The 16,380-nt window shown below is 44.7% G+C and carries 16 protein-coding genes; 13 read left to right on the top strand and 3 right to left on the bottom strand.

Going from position 1 to position 16,380, the window contains the following annotated elements; genetic code table 11:
- Positions 1-78: 78 nt before the first annotated feature.
- A complete protein-coding gene (locus tag ACPW7N_RS02095; RefSeq protein ID WP_425649348.1) occupies positions 79-360 on the top strand; it encodes a CD3324 family protein in 282 nt (93 codons plus the stop codon).
- A gap of 197 nt (positions 361-557) precedes the next feature.
- Positions 558-1,112, top strand: coding sequence for a DUF1062 domain-containing protein (locus ACPW7N_RS02090; protein WP_425649347.1), 555 nt, complete (start codon positions 558-560; stop codon positions 1,110-1,112).
- A 75-nt stretch (positions 1,113-1,187) separates the two neighbouring features.
- Here ACPW7N_RS02090 and ACPW7N_RS02085 read toward each other — a convergent pair whose 3' ends face one another.
- On the bottom strand, positions 1,188-1,652 hold the full coding sequence (locus tag ACPW7N_RS02085; protein WP_425649346.1) for a MarR family winged helix-turn-helix transcriptional regulator: 465 nt from the start codon (positions 1,650-1,652) through the stop codon (positions 1,188-1,190).
- A gap of 148 nt (positions 1,653-1,800) precedes the next feature.
- On the opposite strand from ACPW7N_RS02085, the gene ACPW7N_RS02080 reads away from it, so the two are divergent.
- Positions 1,801-2,676 (top strand): SDR family NAD(P)-dependent oxidoreductase, encoded by an 876-nt coding sequence (locus ACPW7N_RS02080; RefSeq protein WP_425649345.1) that lies wholly within the window; start codon positions 1,801-1,803, stop codon positions 2,674-2,676.
- A gap of 70 nt (positions 2,677-2,746) precedes the next feature.
- Here the strand turns inward: ACPW7N_RS02080 and ACPW7N_RS02075 are convergent, their stop codons facing one another.
- The gene (locus ACPW7N_RS02075) at positions 2,747-3,949 is read right to left on the bottom strand and encodes an MFS transporter (protein WP_425649344.1); all 1,203 of its coding nucleotides are present in this window, start codon (positions 3,947-3,949) and stop codon (positions 2,747-2,749) included.
- A gap of 220 nt (positions 3,950-4,169) precedes the next feature.
- On the opposite strand from ACPW7N_RS02075, the gene ACPW7N_RS02070 reads away from it, so the two are divergent.
- Positions 4,170-4,748: a TetR/AcrR family transcriptional regulator gene (locus tag ACPW7N_RS02070; protein WP_425649343.1), complete on the top strand. Its 579-nt coding sequence runs from the start codon at positions 4,170-4,172 to the stop codon at positions 4,746-4,748.
- Positions 4,749-4,912: 164 nt separating this feature from the next.
- On the opposite strand, the gene ACPW7N_RS02065 is transcribed toward ACPW7N_RS02070, so the two are convergent.
- On the bottom strand, positions 4,913-5,440 hold the full coding sequence (locus ACPW7N_RS02065; protein ID WP_425649342.1) for a hypothetical protein: 528 nt from the start codon (positions 5,438-5,440) through the stop codon (positions 4,913-4,915).
- Between the two features lie 270 nt (positions 5,441-5,710).
- On the opposite strand from ACPW7N_RS02065, the gene ACPW7N_RS02060 reads away from it, so the two are divergent.
- The 9 genes from ACPW7N_RS02060 (at position 5,711) to ACPW7N_RS02020 (ending at position 16,136) form a co-directional block, all read left to right on the top strand.
- Positions 5,711-7,705 carry a transporter substrate-binding domain-containing protein gene (locus tag ACPW7N_RS02060; protein WP_425649341.1) on the top strand — a complete coding sequence of 665 codons (1,995 nt, stop codon included), beginning with the start codon at positions 5,711-5,713 and terminating at the stop codon, positions 7,703-7,705.
- A 20-nt stretch (positions 7,706-7,725) separates the two neighbouring features.
- On the top strand, positions 7,726-9,189 hold the full coding sequence (locus ACPW7N_RS02055) for a sigma-54-dependent transcriptional regulator (RefSeq protein ID WP_425649340.1): 1,464 nt from the start codon (positions 7,726-7,728) through the stop codon (positions 9,187-9,189).
- A 172-nt stretch (positions 9,190-9,361) separates the two neighbouring features.
- Positions 9,362-10,192, top strand: a complete 831-nt coding sequence (locus tag ACPW7N_RS02050; RefSeq protein ID WP_425649339.1) for a transporter substrate-binding domain-containing protein — start codon at positions 9,362-9,364, stop codon at positions 10,190-10,192.
- Between the two features lie 20 nt (positions 10,193-10,212).
- Positions 10,213-10,887, top strand: coding sequence for an amino acid ABC transporter permease (locus ACPW7N_RS02045; RefSeq protein WP_425649338.1), 675 nt, complete (start codon positions 10,213-10,215; stop codon positions 10,885-10,887).
- Complete coding sequence (locus ACPW7N_RS02040; protein WP_425649337.1) at positions 10,884-11,642, top strand: amino acid ABC transporter ATP-binding protein; 759 nt, start codon at positions 10,884-10,886, stop codon at positions 11,640-11,642. Before ACPW7N_RS02045 ends, ACPW7N_RS02040 begins: the two co-directional genes overlap by 4 nt.
- Positions 11,643-11,664: 22 nt before the next feature.
- The gene (locus ACPW7N_RS02035) at positions 11,665-12,630 is read left to right on the top strand and encodes an agmatinase family protein (protein WP_425649336.1); all 966 of its coding nucleotides are present in this window, start codon (positions 11,665-11,667) and stop codon (positions 12,628-12,630) included.
- A gap of 259 nt (positions 12,631-12,889) precedes the next feature.
- Positions 12,890-14,350 (top strand): YcdB/YcdC domain-containing protein, encoded by a 1,461-nt coding sequence (locus ACPW7N_RS02030; RefSeq protein WP_425649483.1) that lies wholly within the window; start codon positions 12,890-12,892, stop codon positions 14,348-14,350.
- Positions 14,351-14,498: 148 nt separating this feature from the next.
- The gene (locus ACPW7N_RS02025) at positions 14,499-15,020 is read left to right on the top strand and encodes a TetR/AcrR family transcriptional regulator (RefSeq protein ID WP_425649482.1); all 522 of its coding nucleotides are present in this window, start codon (positions 14,499-14,501) and stop codon (positions 15,018-15,020) included.
- Between the two features lie 147 nt (positions 15,021-15,167).
- Positions 15,168-16,136: an SDR family NAD(P)-dependent oxidoreductase gene (locus tag ACPW7N_RS02020; RefSeq protein WP_425649335.1), complete on the top strand. Its 969-nt coding sequence runs from the start codon at positions 15,168-15,170 to the stop codon at positions 16,134-16,136.
- Positions 16,137-16,380 lie beyond the last annotated feature (244 nt).

The raw sequence follows: 16,380 nt of genomic DNA, 5'->3' as shown, positions 1-16,380 counted from the left end.
TGAACAGCTACAAAAGTAGAAATCAGAAGCGATCATAGCCTTTGCTATTCCTAAAAAATAACTTTTAGGAGAGCAAAAATGAGCTATAAGAGAGCGATTCATATACTCCCTAATGCCTTGCTTGAGATGATACAAGAGTATGTAGAGGGTGAGTTTATCTATATACCTAGAAAATCAGGCAATAAAAAAGAATGGGGGACAAATACATCTACCCGCATAGAATTACAGCAGCGAAACATGCAGATTTATGAAGATTATTTGGCGGGGAATAGTCTGCAAGAATTATCCGATAAATATTTTTTATCTTTGAAAAGTATGCAAAGGATAGTACGGGAACAAAAAAACATTAAAAATGCTTAGAATGAGCCAATGCAGTTTACCTACTGTATTGGCTCATTTTCTTTTACTAAAAGTCTTTAAGGTTTGGTTATGCAGGACTGGATAATACAATTGAAGTACACAAAATACCAGACGGGGAGGGACAATTATGAAAAGAATTTGTGACAATCCACCATTTATCTTTCCTATTTAATTCTAAATAGGAAGGATCAAATTTCATGCAAATAGTAAACGTGGATATACAGTATTTATCTCCACCACCTGCAATAAAGTATTGTAAGAAATGTGGTAAAAAAACAGAGCATGTTTGCTCCGGATTGTTTCGGGTAAACGCTCAACGCAAGTATTTAGATATATGGTTAATCTATAAATGTTCAGATTGCGATTCTACATGGAATATGACGATTTACTCCCGTATCAATCCCAAAAGCATTGCCTCTGAAATATTAGAGGGGTTCCACAGCAATGACGGAGAGCTTGTTGAGAAATATGCTATGGATACGGAGCTAATACAGAGAAATGGAGTTGAAGTTGGCTTTCCAAAGTATAAAATACTAGTGCCAGCTATTGATTTTACAATGCCTATAGAATTACATATAAAAAGCCCCTATCCATCTCGGCTTAAAGTATCTACATTGATACGGGAAATATTGAATTTATCTCAAAATGCTTTTGAACAAATGATAACCAGCGAATCAATCCGAAGCACTAGCGGGCTTGACTTAAAAAAATGCAGAGTACAAACAGAAGTTGTATTGATAATTGATAACTGAAAGTTGCATATTCTGAGCTCAAAGAAACAAACCACTCCTTTGGAGGTGGTTTGTTTTGGTGGATGGCCAAGTTCGTTACTTGTCATCATATCCGTTAAAGAGCCTGAGCATTTTTATAAAATCCTCCAAATGTTCATTGTCCCATTTAGAAATTCGTTCATAAAATGCGAGTTCTTTTTCTTTTAGGGCGTCGACCGTCTTTAGTCGTCCAAGCTCAGTCAATGATAAAAGTATTCCTCGACGATCATCAGGAGAAACTTCCTTTTTTACATAACCAGAATGCTCGAGATGTTTTACTAGACGGCTTACCGAACTGCGGTCCATCGCTGTCGCTTCCGCTAAATGTGCGGCACTTGTGGTACCAAAAGAGAAGAGCCAACGGATGATAAGAAAAGCTGCGGGTTGCATGGATGAATCGAATCGTGCTGCTGTTCTCACATGCAATGCATGCGAGGAGCTAATAAGTGCATTTATCTGTTCGCCTAGCATTTGCTCCAGTTGCCCTCTCCGTGTCTGATTGTCTCCACTGTGATCTTCCATCGTTTACCTCCATTGCAGTTATCATCATGGTTATAAATATAATTGACATATATCAATTAATTTTGTATGGTTGATATATGTCAACTATATAACGGTGTGACTTGTAAGTCAAAACAGGGTGAAGCGTATAGATGCAATAGTAAGGAGAATGAATATGCCGACAGTTGTAATTACGGGTGCAACAAGTGGTCTAGGCAATCTTGTTGCCATTGAGTTGGTAAAGCGTGGCACTCGTCTTGTGCTGACAGCCAGAAGCAAGGAACGGGCTGAAAGAACTGAGAACATAATAAAAAATATTGTGCCCGTAGCAGAACTGGAATTCTTTTATGGTGACTTAGCTTTAATGGAGGATGTCAGACGTATCGGAAATGAGATTAGCGCTGCACATCCAAAAATAGATGTACTTGTGAACAATGCAGGACTGCACGCATTTGAACAGAGAATAACCTCAGAGGGGTTTGCAGAAATGATAGCTGTGAACTATTTGGCTTCGTGGTTGTTGACAATTCAATTACAGCAGTCTTTAAGGAATGCAGGAAACGCTAGGGTTGTAAATGTTGCTTCCGAAGCTTCACGCAATCATGGTGAACTTAAGCTTCCCATGGATTTGACTGATACATCTGAATTCACCCATAGAGGGTCATCTGCGATATATGGAAAAACAAAGCTGTTTAACATTATGTTTACAGGTGAACTTGCTCGCCGATTAGATGATACCGGAGTCACTGTAAATGCATTAAATCCGGGCTTTAATGTAACAGGTCTTGGACGTGAACTCTGGTTCGCACCTATGCTTGAACGCATCTTGAATTTTCTTCATATCGGAAATCCACGTAGAGGGGCTGACATTATTACCCGGTTAATTGTGGATTCTCGATATCAAGCGGTTACCGGTGGCTATTTTACTGTTGGAACCGGGAATTCGATAGTGCCTGTACACCCAGGTGGAGATATCATGATGCAAAACAAGCTTTGGAACGATACCAAGGATTTATTGCAGCAAAGAGGGTTTCTTGAAAAGTGACAAAGCAGAGATACCGTTCAGAGTGTTGAGAAAGGCCCTGGTTTAACAGGGCTTTTTTGTTTTTACGTTTTCACTTATCTCCAACAGTTCGCTTCTCGGTAAAAAAGTAAAGTAGTGCTAAAATCGGTAATGCCACTCCAAGAAGAGAGGTGAAATTCCAGCCCCCGTATGAATAAGACCAACTGCCCAAAGACGAACCAATAGCACCGCCAACAAAAAAGATAGACATAAATAGCCCGTTTAGACGACCTCTTGCTTCACTTCCCAATGAATAAATCACACGCTGTCCAAGAACGAGATTTCCCGATACAGCCATATCCAGTGTAATCGCAGAAAGAAAGAGCATGATAAGAGAGAAAGCAGAATGGCTTTGAAAAAGATAGATCAATAGAAAAGACAAGGCAGCAATTATCATAGCCAGGCCTGTTAACACTCTGCTCCAGCCTTTATCCGCCATTCTTCCAGCAATCGGGGCCGCTACTGCTCCGCCCACACCAACTAAAGCAAATAATGCAATACCTTTCTGGGACATTCCGAAATCATCGGCTAATTTCATAGGAACCACAGTCCAAAAGAGGCTAAAGGCTCCAAATAAACAAGCTTGATATAGGGCTCGGCGGCGTAATACTGCCGATTGTTTTAAGAGTGTACCTAAAGATGTGATTAATTTACCGTAGGGTACCGCAGGCGATGGCTTTCGCTCGGGGAGGGCACGTGACAGTAGAATTGCCAATAATGCAATCACAATCGCCGACAAAACAAAAACGGCACGCCAGCCCCAGATGCTTGTTATAAAACTTGCCACTGGTCGGGCAAACATAATTCCGAGCAAGAGGCCGCTCATCACATTCCCTACTACACGGCCGCGCTGCGCTTCTGAAGCCAAATAGGTAGCATAAGGCACCAGTATCTGAGCTACCACAGATGCAATACCGATAAACAGAGACGCGATAAGGAATACTGAGGCATTGGGGGCAATTGCGGCTGTAAACAATGCACCAACTGCAACCGTAAGCGATACTATTGTGAGGCGGCGATTTTCAATAATGTCGCTGATTGGTACGATAAACAGCAGCCCCAAAACATAACCGATTTGAGTTAAAGTGACAATTAATCCTGCCGTTGTAGAAGAAAGGCCTGTATCAACACTGATAGGTCCTACAAGGGTTTGAGCATAATAAAGATTGGCAACGATCAGACCGCATGCGGATGCCAACAGAAATATGATCTTACTTGACATGCGGCCAACTTCTTGCACTTGTTCCACTTTCATAATAATCCTCCTTGTGATTGTTTTCTAATTGTGCGGCTGTACGAGTCAATTGGTAAAGCAAAATAAATACTGAACGTTCAGTTCATTAAATAATAATTAAATAGTATACTGAACGTACAGTTTTGTAAATAACCGATTTTATTTTCTTTTCATTTGATTTTTCGTATACTGAACGTATAGTTTATGTTTTATTGACATGTAGCCAAAGGAGAGGTTTCAGGTGCAAGGGAAAAGAGGGCGTCCGCGTAATGTTGAAACGCAAAAGTCTATCCTTACCGCTGCCTATGAATTATTATTGGAAATTGGCTTTGGAGCGGTTACTGTAGATAAAATTGCTGAACGAGCAGGGGTTAGCAAGGCCACGATTTACAAATGGTGGCCTAATAAGGCTGCAGTGGTGATGGATGGTTTTCTATCTGCCGCTACTACAAGACTGCCTGTGCCTGACACGGGTTCAGTATTCAATGATATTCTTTTTCATGCCTCGAATTTAGCCCGGTTTTTGACAAGTCGGGAGGGTAAAATCATTACGGAGTTAATAGGGGAAGGGCAGTTTGATTCAGGATTAGCACAGGAATATCAGGCACGATATTTCCAACCTCGCCGGCTTGAGGCACGGCAACTTATGGAACGGGGAGTTAAGCGTGGGGAATTAAAGAAAGATCTCGATATCGGATTAAGCACGGATCTCATTTACGGGCCGATTTTCTACCGCTTGCTGGTAACGGGTGAAAAATTAGACGATTCCTATGTGCAGCAATTGGTCATTAGCGCATTTGAAGGAATTCGTTTGTCCTGAGTGATACTCAAGCAATGTAAGAAGTCCTCAATTCTATCACGATAGGGGCTACCATAACAGACTAAATAAAACCCTTGAGAATCCAAGGGTTTTATTGTTTAACAGCATTTAGCTTTACATATGATAGAGTACGGTTATTTCAGCGTTTGTTGTCATTTTGGTAGTTATCTTGCTTTTTCTTTTCTCAGCAGTAGTTTCTTGATATCGATTTCTAGTTGCCATCTTTTCGCAGCCCGTTTCCTAAGTGCGCCGTCTTGCCATTTTTGATAAGCATAAATGACAAAAGTTAGAAAGAGCATTAGCATAAATATACCCCAATTGCCCATACGATCTAAGCGATACAATCCAAAGTATATATACAGATTAAGGATACCAAATGCATAAAAAGCATCTACAACTACATTGGTCAAAAGATACATCCAAAAGGACTTATCATAAGTAAAATGAAATATCCATATGGTTCCTGCCAAAAAGCCTCCAAATACTAATGGAGTGGAAATGAAGTGTTGCCATGGTGTAAATTTCACCAGAAGAGTCCACCAATTGAATGCATACCCCATTTCAAAAATTACAGTAACTAGCAGTGTAGAAAAAATTGCCACAGGCATAAAACGCTTCAAAGAATGTTTATTTATAAAAAGTAATGATAGCCACGAGAGAATAAGCATAAGCCATAAGATAAGAGTAGCCATCGAAAACACCCCTGACAAATGGAATAAGGTTAGATTATGTAATCCTAAGAAATGTATACTTCAAGCAATGAACCCTTTATTTCCAAGGGTTCTTTTTGTGTTACTTGGGACAATTTTCTCTATAATAATTCAAGAGATTTCGTCAATATGAATAAAGAACCCAGTCGAGTTTTTACAGAACTTATTGGCCCAATTCTTGCTTGCATTTGTAAGTAAGAGTCGATATCGTTGACAGAAATGAGTCGGGGAAGTAAAGGCAGGGGAAAATACATGTTTACCAACAAGAAGCCTTATATATGGATAAAACTTAGTATAGTGATATCCGCTATTCTGCTGTCCGCCTTTTCATTTTCAGGCGATACCCCACCGGCTAAGGTCATTCGGATTGCCGGAGACAACAATTTTCCGCCGTTTGAATATTTCGCACAGACAGGGGTTTACAGTGGCTTCAATGTAGATATTATGAACGCGATTTCGCTTGAGACGGGGATGAAGATCGAATTCGTCCCGTTGCCATGGAATGAGGCACTGACAGCACTTCAGACCGGAAAGGTTGACGCCATCCAGGGGATGAAGTACAGCCCGACGCGTGATCTGACGTATAATTTTTCTGATTCCTACTTTACAAGCTCACAAGGGATATTTGTTCGTAGCGATAATATGACCATCTTTCAGATTCGGGATTTGGACGGAAAGCGGGTAGCTATCCAAAAAGGCGATATTGCCAGCGATCTTTTGCGGGAGCATCACAAAGCGTCCTTCTTTATGACTCACAGCCAGGAAGAGGCTGTGCAGCTTTTGCTTGACGGGGAGGTAGAAGCTTTCGTCGGCAATCGGATTACAGGCCAGTATTTTCTGCAAAAGAGCAATCGACAGGATCAGATCAAAATCGTGGGTGACCCGGTGGACCCAACTGATTACGGTGTCGCCGTAATGCCGCAAAACGAGAAGCTGCTGAAAGTGTTCAACCAGGGAATAGACAAAATTAAGAAGAACGGAACCTATGACAAAATCGAACAACGATGGTTTGGAGAGTACATTATGCCCCGCTCTCCCGGCATGCAGCGGATTTTGACCTATTTACAGTGGGGACTGGCCATCATTGTACTGATTTTTCTTGTAGTGATCTGGTGGAATCGGATGCTCAAAAAAGAGGTGCTGCGTCGTACCGAGCAGGTAAACGTGATGAATCAGCAGCTTCAGGAGAAAATGGGATTGTTGGAGGAAAACGTTCAGTTCCAGCAGCAGCTTTTAGATAGCACCTACAGCTCCTATGTCACACTTTTACAGGATGGACGTGTGTCGCTGGTTAATCGTAGAGCGATCTTGTATCTCGGAGTGGACGGGCCACTGATTGGGCGGCCATTCGAAAAAACGATTCTCAGTAAGTTTATCCCTGGCGATGTTGTCAACGATGTGCTTACAGTTGGAGCTACCTGCTCACAGCAGGAGACCATTTGGGAGCGGGAGACCGATGGACAAAAGCAGCAACGGGTGATTCGCTTCAGTATTTACCCGATTGTTACGATGACGAAGGAGATTACCGGGGCGATTATTAATTTTCTCGATGTAACAGAGCAAAAAGAGATGGAGCAGAAAATAGAGCGGGAGGACCGACTTCGTTCTCTGGGTAAACTGATGCTGGGGGTAGCCCACGAAATCCGCAATCCGCTTACCTCCATCCTTACCTATACACAGCTTCTGCCTACCAAATTTGATAACCCCAAATTCCGAGAGTTCTTCTCACAGCAGGTGCCAAGTGAGATATTACGCTTGAACGGGCTTGTAACCGATCTATTGGATTATGCCAAACCCAAGCCGCCTTCCCCGGCCCGATTCCGTTCAGGAGAATTACTGGAAGCGGTTTTGCACCTCTGCAATCCAAAGATTAAGGAGCGCAAAATCGTTGTAAGTCTCCAGGTCGCAGACAATTTGTTCATCCATGCGGATCAGAATCAGGTGAAGCAGGTTTGGATTAATGTGATCTTGAATGCGGTCGAGTCGATGGCAGAAGGAGGACAACTGGTGATTCGTGGATTTAACGAGGGGAATGAAGTGGTGTTGGAGGTAGAAGATGAAGGGCATGGCATTTCGACGGAGGAAAAATACCGGATTTTTGATCCGTTTTATACAACCAAGGAAAAGGGAGTCGGACTAGGATTGTCGATTTCCTATCAACTGATAAAAGAAAACGGTGGCACAATTGACGTCCACAGCCAGCAGGGCAGTGGCACTACGATGGTGATTCGCCTGCCGCAAGCCTGAGAAAGAAGGGGAAGAGACGTATGCAACATCTGTTGGTCATTGACGATGAGCCGGCGATTTGTCAGTCGCTGGAGTTTGCACTGGAGGAGAAATATCACGTCCACACCTTTAGAGAACCTTCTGCAGCACTGATGCTTCTGCAAAAGATAGAGGTGGCACTTGTACTGCTCGATTTAAAAATTGGTGCTCACGATGGAACGGTTGTGCTGCAGGAAATCAAGCGGCTCTCCCCTGGTACGGTCGTTATCATGATGACAGCCTACGGAAGCATTTCCTCCTCGGTTGAAGCAATGCGTCATGGGGCGTTTACTTATATGACCAAGCCTCTCTTGATGGATGAGTTGGAGGTGCAACTGCAAAAGGCTGAGGAGCTGTACTATTTACAATCCCGGGTGAAGTGGCTAAGTGAGGAGCTGGACAAGCGCTCTGACAACAGCGGCCTGATCGGCAACAGCAAGGTGATGCAGCAGTTGTATGAACTGATCAACAAGGTGAAGGATATTGATTCGAGCGTATTGATCCATGGCGAGAGCGGGACAGGCAAGGAGGTCGTGGCACGGGCGATCCACACCCAGGGCAAACGGCAAAAAAAACGCTTCCAGGCGCTCAACTGTGCTGCCATTCCAGCTAGTCTGCTAGAATCAGAGTTGTTCGGTTATGAAAAAGGTGCCTTTACTGGAGCGGTGAACAGCAAACCTGGACAATTCATGCTCGCTGACGGAGGAACCATTTTTCTCGATGAAATTGGCGAGATGGATTTAACCCTGCAAAGCAAGTTGCTGCGGGTAATACAGGAGCGGAAGTTAACCCCGCTTGGCGGCGTCGAGGAAAAGTCGGTAGATGTGCGGATCATTGCTGCCACCAATCGTGATTTATGGAAGGAAGTAAAGGAAAACCGCTTTCGTGAGGATTTGTACTATCGGCTAAACGTGATTCCCATTCAATTGGCCCCGTTGCGGGAGAGAAACGGTGACATTCCACTTTTGGTCCAACATTTTATCAAGAAGATTAGCGAACGGATGGGCAAGTCTATCGAGGGGATCTCTCATCAAGCACTGCAGGTACTCGAGAAATACTCGTTTCCTGGCAACATTCGGGAGCTGCAAAACATTCTGGAGCGCTCCATTGCCTTGACCAGTTCACCGATGATTGAAACAAACGATTTGCCACCGGAGCTACTAAATGAACGCCAGGAGCAAAGAGATCCAGAGGCAGGTATTGATTTGGGGGCTGGAGCTGGTGCTTCTGTAAGCGTAATAGCTGCTTCAGACACGGGAAAGGGACGCCTTGGTGCGGATGATGATCGAACGAAGCTAATCCCGGTATATGTTGGTGAGACGCTGGATGAGATCGAGAAGCGGGTCATCCTGCACACGCTGGACTATCTGGATGGCAACCGGCGAAAAACGGCACAGATGCTGGAGATGGGTGAACGGACGCTGCGGGATAAGTTGAAGAAGTACAATGTTGAGGCAGGGGAATAGTAGTGAAGCGGCAAAAATGGCAGGCGGCAATTTTCGCAGGGCGGCGGATTTTGCCGCCTTTTTTTGTTTCCTTTTTATAAAAATGGCTATTTTGTGACGTTTTATTAGTTGGCACGATTCTTGTAATTATAAATTTTCGAAATAAGAAAACAATAAAATTGGGGGTAAAAATATGAAAGCGTTTCGAAAAGGTTTGTTCTCAATGTTGACCGTTTTGTTGACTAGCGCATTGGTTGTAGGCTGTGGTTCCCAACCAGCATCACAGCAGCCAGCTGCCGGAGGAAGTACCGAACAGGCGGCACCTGCTGACGAAGTGCTGCAAAAGATCAAGGAAAGCAAAACCCTATTGGTCGGTACTGATGCGACATTCCAGCCGTTTGAATACAAGAACGCTCAAAATGAATACGAAGGTTTCGACATTGAACTGGTACAAGCCGTTGCCAAAGAGCTTGGGGCGGAAAAGGTAGAGTTTGTTGACACCGATTTCAAAGGTCTGATTCCAGGGTTGCAGGGCAAGAAGTTCGACATGATCGTTTCTGCCATGTACATCACAGATGAGCGGAAGAAAACGATAGAATTCTCAGAACCTTACTATCCGGGCGGTCTTCGCATCATGGTAGGAAAGGATAACACCACGATTAACAGCGTGGACGATCTGAAGGGCAAAAAGGTATCTGTACAGATTGGTACCAAGTCTGCCAAGTTTCTGAAAGAAAAATACCCAGATGTGCAGCTGGTAGAAGTAGAGAAAAACGTAGAAATGTTCCTGGAGCTGGAGAGTGGACGTGTTGAAGCGGTAGTAACGGGTGGCCCTGCTGCCAAGGTATATGCAAAGCAGAGCGGCAAGGTAAAGGTGCTTGATCAGGAGTTGACTCAAGAAGAGTACGGCTACGGCATTCGCAAGGATAACCCTGAGTTTACGAAAGCAGTAAATGATGCTCTGAAAAAGGTGAAAGATAGCGGCAAGCACAAAGAAATCGTAACGAAATGGTTTGGTGAATAAAAACAGGAGGTGCTGCACCAATGTCACTTGATTTCATGGTGATCTTTGAAGATAACAACTTTATGGCACTGCTGCAGGGACTATGGGTTACGGTGTCGATGACCTTCATGGCGCTTGTATTAAGCTCCGTGCTAGGCTTGGCAATTGGTCTTGGTCGGATGTCGTCGCAAAAATGGATTTCGCTTATCTGCTCGTGGTATCTGGCATGGTTTCGAGGGACGCCATTGTTGGTGCAGCTCATGATTCTCTATTATGGATTGGCGATTGGCTTGCAAGTGGATTTGAGCGCCTCGATGGCTGGGGTGTTGGGTCTTGGCATGTATAGTGCTGCCTATGTTTCGGAAATTGTGCGCGGGGCGATTCAGTCAATCGACAAAGGGCAGATGGAAGCTGGACGTTCGCTTGGCATGAGCCACTGGCAAACGATGCGGAAGGTAATTTTACCACAGGCCGTTCGCCGGATGCTGCCACCGCTCTGTAATGAGTTCATTGCATTGACCAAGAACTCGTCGCTGTTGTCCGTTATCACCGTGTCTGAATTGATGCGGGCAGGCAACCTGATCGTTTCCAATAACTTCCGTTACTTTGAAATCTATATCGGCATTGCGATCCTATACTTTATTGTGAACTACTCGATCTCGGTGGGCATCGGTCGCCTGGAACGGAAAATGTCGGTAGAGGGGGCGCGCTCATGATTGCAATCAAGCAAATTAATAAATCGTACGGCAGTCATCATGTGTTGAAAAACGTCAGCCTGAACGTAGAGCAGGGGGAAGTGGTGGTCATCATTGGTCCAAGTGGCTCGGGTAAGAGCACGCTTCTTCGCTGCATGAACTATCTGGAGCAGATTCAGTCAGGCACGATTGAAATCGAGAGTAAGCCGATTGGGCTGATTTCGAAAAACGACAAGCTGGTTGAAATGCCGCAGAAAGAGCTCGACAAGGTGCGTGCTGAGGTGGGGATGGTATTCCAGGGCTTTAACTTGTTCCCACATGTGAGTGTATTGGAAAACGTGATGATGGCTCCGATGACTGTGAAGCAGATGAAGCGAGAGGAAGCGGAGCCGCTTGCTCGGGAGTTGCTCCGCAAGGTGGGCCTCGCTGAAAAGGCAACCAATTACCCGGATCAGCTTTCAGGTGGACAAAAGCAACGTGTTGCCATTGCCCGTGCGCTGGCCATGAAGCCCAAGGTGATGCTGTTCGATGAACCTACCTCTGCTCTTGATCCAGAGCTGGTAGGTGAGGTGCTTGCAGTTATGAAGCAGCTTGCCACGGAAGGCATGACGATGGTCGTTGTAACTCATGAAATGGGCTTCGCCAAGGAAGTGGCGGATCGAGTGGTAGTGATGGACGGTGGTGTGCTGATCGAAGAGGGAGCACCAGCAAAAATCTTCTCGGCCCCAGAACAGGCACGTACGCAGGCGTTTCTTAGCAAAGTACTATCACATTAAGACGTACAAAGGGGATAGGAACATGTTCAACTATATTGCAGCCCCACCCTTTCGCTATACGCAGGGAAAAGGTGATCCGTTCGTAACCCGTCTGTCGGAATGGATTGAACAGACATATAATGCAACTGTAGACTACGATTTTGCTATTCTCGGCGTACCGTTGTCCAAAAGTTCGATCAGCTTTTCAGGGGCACATGCCCATCCATTACAGTTCCGGCAATTGCTTAGCGCTTTTACCACCTACAACTTTGACAAGGATATTGAGCTGTCCGAGCTCGCAGCGGTTGATCTGGGTGATGTTTCGATGCATGTGACCGACATCTTGCGCTGCCACAAGAATATTGAAGAAGCATTGCATGAAGTGACACAGCAGCTAACTGCTCTACCTGTAGTAATTGGTGGCGACCACTCGATTACCTATCCGGCGATTACAGGCATCAAGCGGGCAAAGCCGCAGCGGATCGGGTTGATCCAGTTCGATGCGCATCTGGATGTTCGGGATACCTCTTACGGCGGTCCTTCCAACGGAACACCGATGCGAAGTCTAATTGAATCAGAGACAGTTCGTGGCGAGGATATGGTGACAATTGGCTTGCGCAGCTTTGCCAACTCGCGTGAATATCGCCGGTATGCAGAAGCGAAAGGCATGACGTTGATCACTGCTAATCAGGTCAGAGAACGTGGCATGGAGCAGGTAGTGGCAGACAGTATCCGCTATCTCGAGGAAAAATGCGATGCCATCTATATCACCTTCGATGTGGATGCAATGGATCAATCGGTAGTGCCAGGAGTTCCGGCCATTGGTCCTGCGGGTCTTTCGGCGACAGATTTGTTTGCTGCGGCATTTGCCGTAGGACAATGCAATAAAGTGATCGGGATGGATATGGTTTGCGTGGATCCAACCAAGGATGTGCGTGATATGACATCTCGTGTTGCCTTGCATCTGTTCCTGCATTTTGCTTCCGGGTATTATCAGCGAGTGAAATAAGCTGGAGAAGAATCTCCTACAGCGTCTGGGTCTGGGGCTGTCCCAAAGGTCATGAAAAATGACAATGGGGCAGCTTTTTTGTATGTTGTGATTTTGCCTCGATTCTTCAAGGGTCTATTTGCACTATAACTATTAAAAAATCTGTAAAAAATCAAATAAATTGGAAACCTTTTCAAGTTCTGATTCGTACTATTTATGATGCAAAAATTAGCGTAAATCTGTGTATTTGAAAAACAGGAAGGTGAAAGTCTTGAAAAAAATGAGAACGATCCCAATGATGGTAATAGCAAGTTCGCTATTATTCGTTCAGCCCGTTTTTTCCGAACAACCACTTACACAAGGAAACGCCGGCACAACAAACGTGATTTCAACTACGGAGATTCCTGCTCATATTCAGGAACTACTGGAAGACTTGAAAGAATACTTACCGGAATGGAAAAAACTGGATACGGATCAAGCCTATTTTAGCCAAAATGGGGAGAACAGCTTTTTGTCGTTAAGCAGCCCGCAGAAGAATGGGAAAAGCAGTAAAAACGTGAGGATCACCTTTGGTTCGGAAGGACAGCTTAGCCACTATAGCATGGTCTTGCCAAAGGCAGCTTCCGCAGAGCCCCCAAGTGATGAATTGGCAAAAGAGCGGGCGTCTGGATTCGCTGATATTGTTTTAATGGAGAATTTCCATGTCGCAGACGAGACAATTGCCAATGAAAAAGCGGGGGTCAAAACGGTTGTGCTTTATCCGAGCCTCAATCAACTACCCGTGAAGAAAAAGTGGATTGAAATCAGGGTGGATGGTGATGGAAGCATTCTTGGCTTAAAAACCAATTTTGACAACAAGTGGGATGAATCCAATGTGGAGCTTCCTCCCAATTGGAAAACACCAGAAACAATCAAGCAATCGTATGCCAAGCTGCTCAATATGAAACTACAATATACTGCAGAGCAAGGCGATCGTGAAGCAAAATTGCAATTCGTGCCCAACTATTTTGGGCCACTCAATGCGGTAAACGGTACACCTGTAGAACCGATTGACTGGAAACTGCAAAGGCAACCCTTGCAAGGGAAGGGAAGCAACTTGGCATTTCGTTCCATTGATGAATTGAACCGCTTTGTTGCAGAAGAGTGGGGGATCAAGCCAAATGAGCTTGCATTTTCCGCTAGTGAAGTAAGGGAAACAGATTCTGACACTGCTTCAGCAATTTTGTACACCTGGACATCCAAGCAATACGGGGAGTTAAAGGCAATCAAAATCGAGTTGGAAGCGGAAACGGGGCAACTTCTGAGTGCCAAGGTGGAGAAGCAGTATCTGAAAAAGCCCTACACCGGACTGACGGAACAGGCGAAAAAACAGATTATTACAACCTTTTTGGAGAGAAATATGAACCAGAAAGTAGAAGGTGTACAGATCAAGCAACTTGAGAACAACTACCTTGTGCACCGATTGGTAAATGGGATTCCTGTGAACGGAGAGTCCTGGCTGATTGAAACGGAACCTACTACGGGAAAAATCGTGGGACTGACAGTGGAACCGATTCGTCTAGACAAGAAGTTTCAAGAAGGCAAGGTGACGATTTCAGCCGATACGGCAAAAGAAATGCTGCTGGCAGAACTTGAGTGGGAATTGTGTTACCTGTATTCCGAGGAAAAAGATGACGTGCAACTGGTGTTTGTCCCTAAAGGAAAAAACGTTCCACTGAGTATTGATGCCCAACCAAAATAATCGATCCCCCTTCATAAACCTGTCAGGTTCTCTCATTTTCAAGGTTTGTGGAGGGGGGTTTTTCGTCCGAATTGTATCGAGGCTAATCTTGGTATATAATAGAGAACTGATTGATGAATCACTAACCTGTAATAAAGGCGGTAATCCAATGGCGAAATCCGAGACGACATCAGTTAATCGCAAAACCGAGATAATCTCTGCAGCAATTGAGGTGTTCGCAGAGATTGGGTACTATCGGGCAACGACTGCACAAGTGGCACAACGGATCCAAATATCGCAGCCATATATCTTTCGTTTTTTCTCAACAAAAGAAGCCTTATTGCTCGCAGCGCTGGAGGTATCATGGACACGAGTGATCGATTCTTTCCGTAAAGTCGTGGAATTAGCATCACCGGAACAGTTGGAAACTGATTTAATCATGGCTTATGATGAAATTCTGAACTCCTACCGGAATGAAATTCTGCTGCAAATGCAAGCTCAAACGATCCAGGAAGAATTGATACAGGAAGCGATGCGCAATGGATTCAGGGAAGTGCGCCGTATGGTACTGGACGCTTTTCGTGCAGCCGGTATTGCGAATCCCGAGGAACGGACGATGCTGTTTTTGGCTAGAGGAATGTTGTGCAACATTTCGACAGCACTGAACATGCCCGAATTAAAGGAATTTTGAAGTAGGAATAATTTTTGAAAAGTTGTTATTGACTGATCACTAACTACATGATACATTGTCATCAAGTTAGTAATTGATCAATAACTAAGTAAACACCAAGTTTTGTTAGTGATTGATCAATTACAAAAATTGAATGAGGTGATCCTTGTGAAAAATGCGATTGTCGTAGGAGCAACTGGTGGTACGGGTGCTGCGATTACGGAGGAATTGGTCAAGCGAGGGATACACACGGTGGCTTTTGGCAGATCTTTGCAAAAGCTCGAGAGACTTAGGGCTAAACTCGGAAATCCAGAGAATCTACTGATTGCAACAGGTGACGCTTTCCGTCCACATGACATAGTTAAGGCTGCAGAAGATGCGGATGTCCTATTCCATTGTGCGAACGTGCCGTATCACGAGATGGAAACCAAGCTGATTCCTCTTGGCGAATCAGTGATGGAGGCTGCTGATCAGTTAGGCTTGAAGGTCGTTGCGATTGACGGCATTTATCCTTATGGAAGAAGACAGATGGACCGGGTGACGGAGGAACATCCGAAACAGCCGCATACTAGAAAAGGGAAGACACGTCTTGCCTATGAGAAGATGCTGTTCGACAGCCGTTGGAGCAAGGCCAAGGTAATGATTGTCCGGTTGCCAGATTACTATGGTCCCACAGCCAATGAGGCTTCTTATCTGGGCTCGACGCTCGAAGCAATTGCTGCTGGCAAGATGGCATTATTCATCGGAAACATGCGTGTCCCTCGGGAATTTATTTACTTGCCGGATGCGGCGTTTATGATTGCGGAACTGGCCGCCAAGGAAGATACTTGGGGGGAAAACTGGAATATTCCAGGTGCTGGTCTGATTTCGGGTAAAGAGATCGTGCAAATCGCCAGCAAGGCAAGCGGAATTTCCAAGCCCGTCTTTCCTCTAGGAAAAATAAGTCTATCATTGATTGGCCTAGTTGTGCCGGTGATGAAGGAAGTAGTGGAAATGCTCTACTTAACAGAAGAGCCCCTTATCTTGAGTAGAGACAAATACGAGCGGTTGATCGGTCCAGTTCGTATGACATCCTTTGAAGAGGGAATTGCCGATACGGTTCGCATGCTTCAAAACAATAATGGGCATCTTATATAGTGATTGATTAATCACTAACAAAAAATCCCATGTATCTCCACGATGGTAAACGTGAAGATGATATGGGATTTTTAGCAGATAACCAAGGAGTGGGCACAGGCAGGGGATCGGGAGGCATTTGCTCGGTTGATCAAAGCTCACGAAAATGTATGCGGTATAGATTGGTAATTTAACTAGAACTTGTCCACTCAATTCGTTATAATGGGTACCAACCAAAAATTGACATGCATACGATTGCTGTATA

The organism is Brevibacillus nigriterrae, assembly GCF_049846925.1.
Classification (GTDB): Bacteria; Bacillota; Bacilli; order Brevibacillales; family Brevibacillaceae; genus Brevibacillus_H.
Note: the sequence above shows the minus strand (reverse complement) of the source record. Positions and strands in the feature narration are given on the sequence as shown.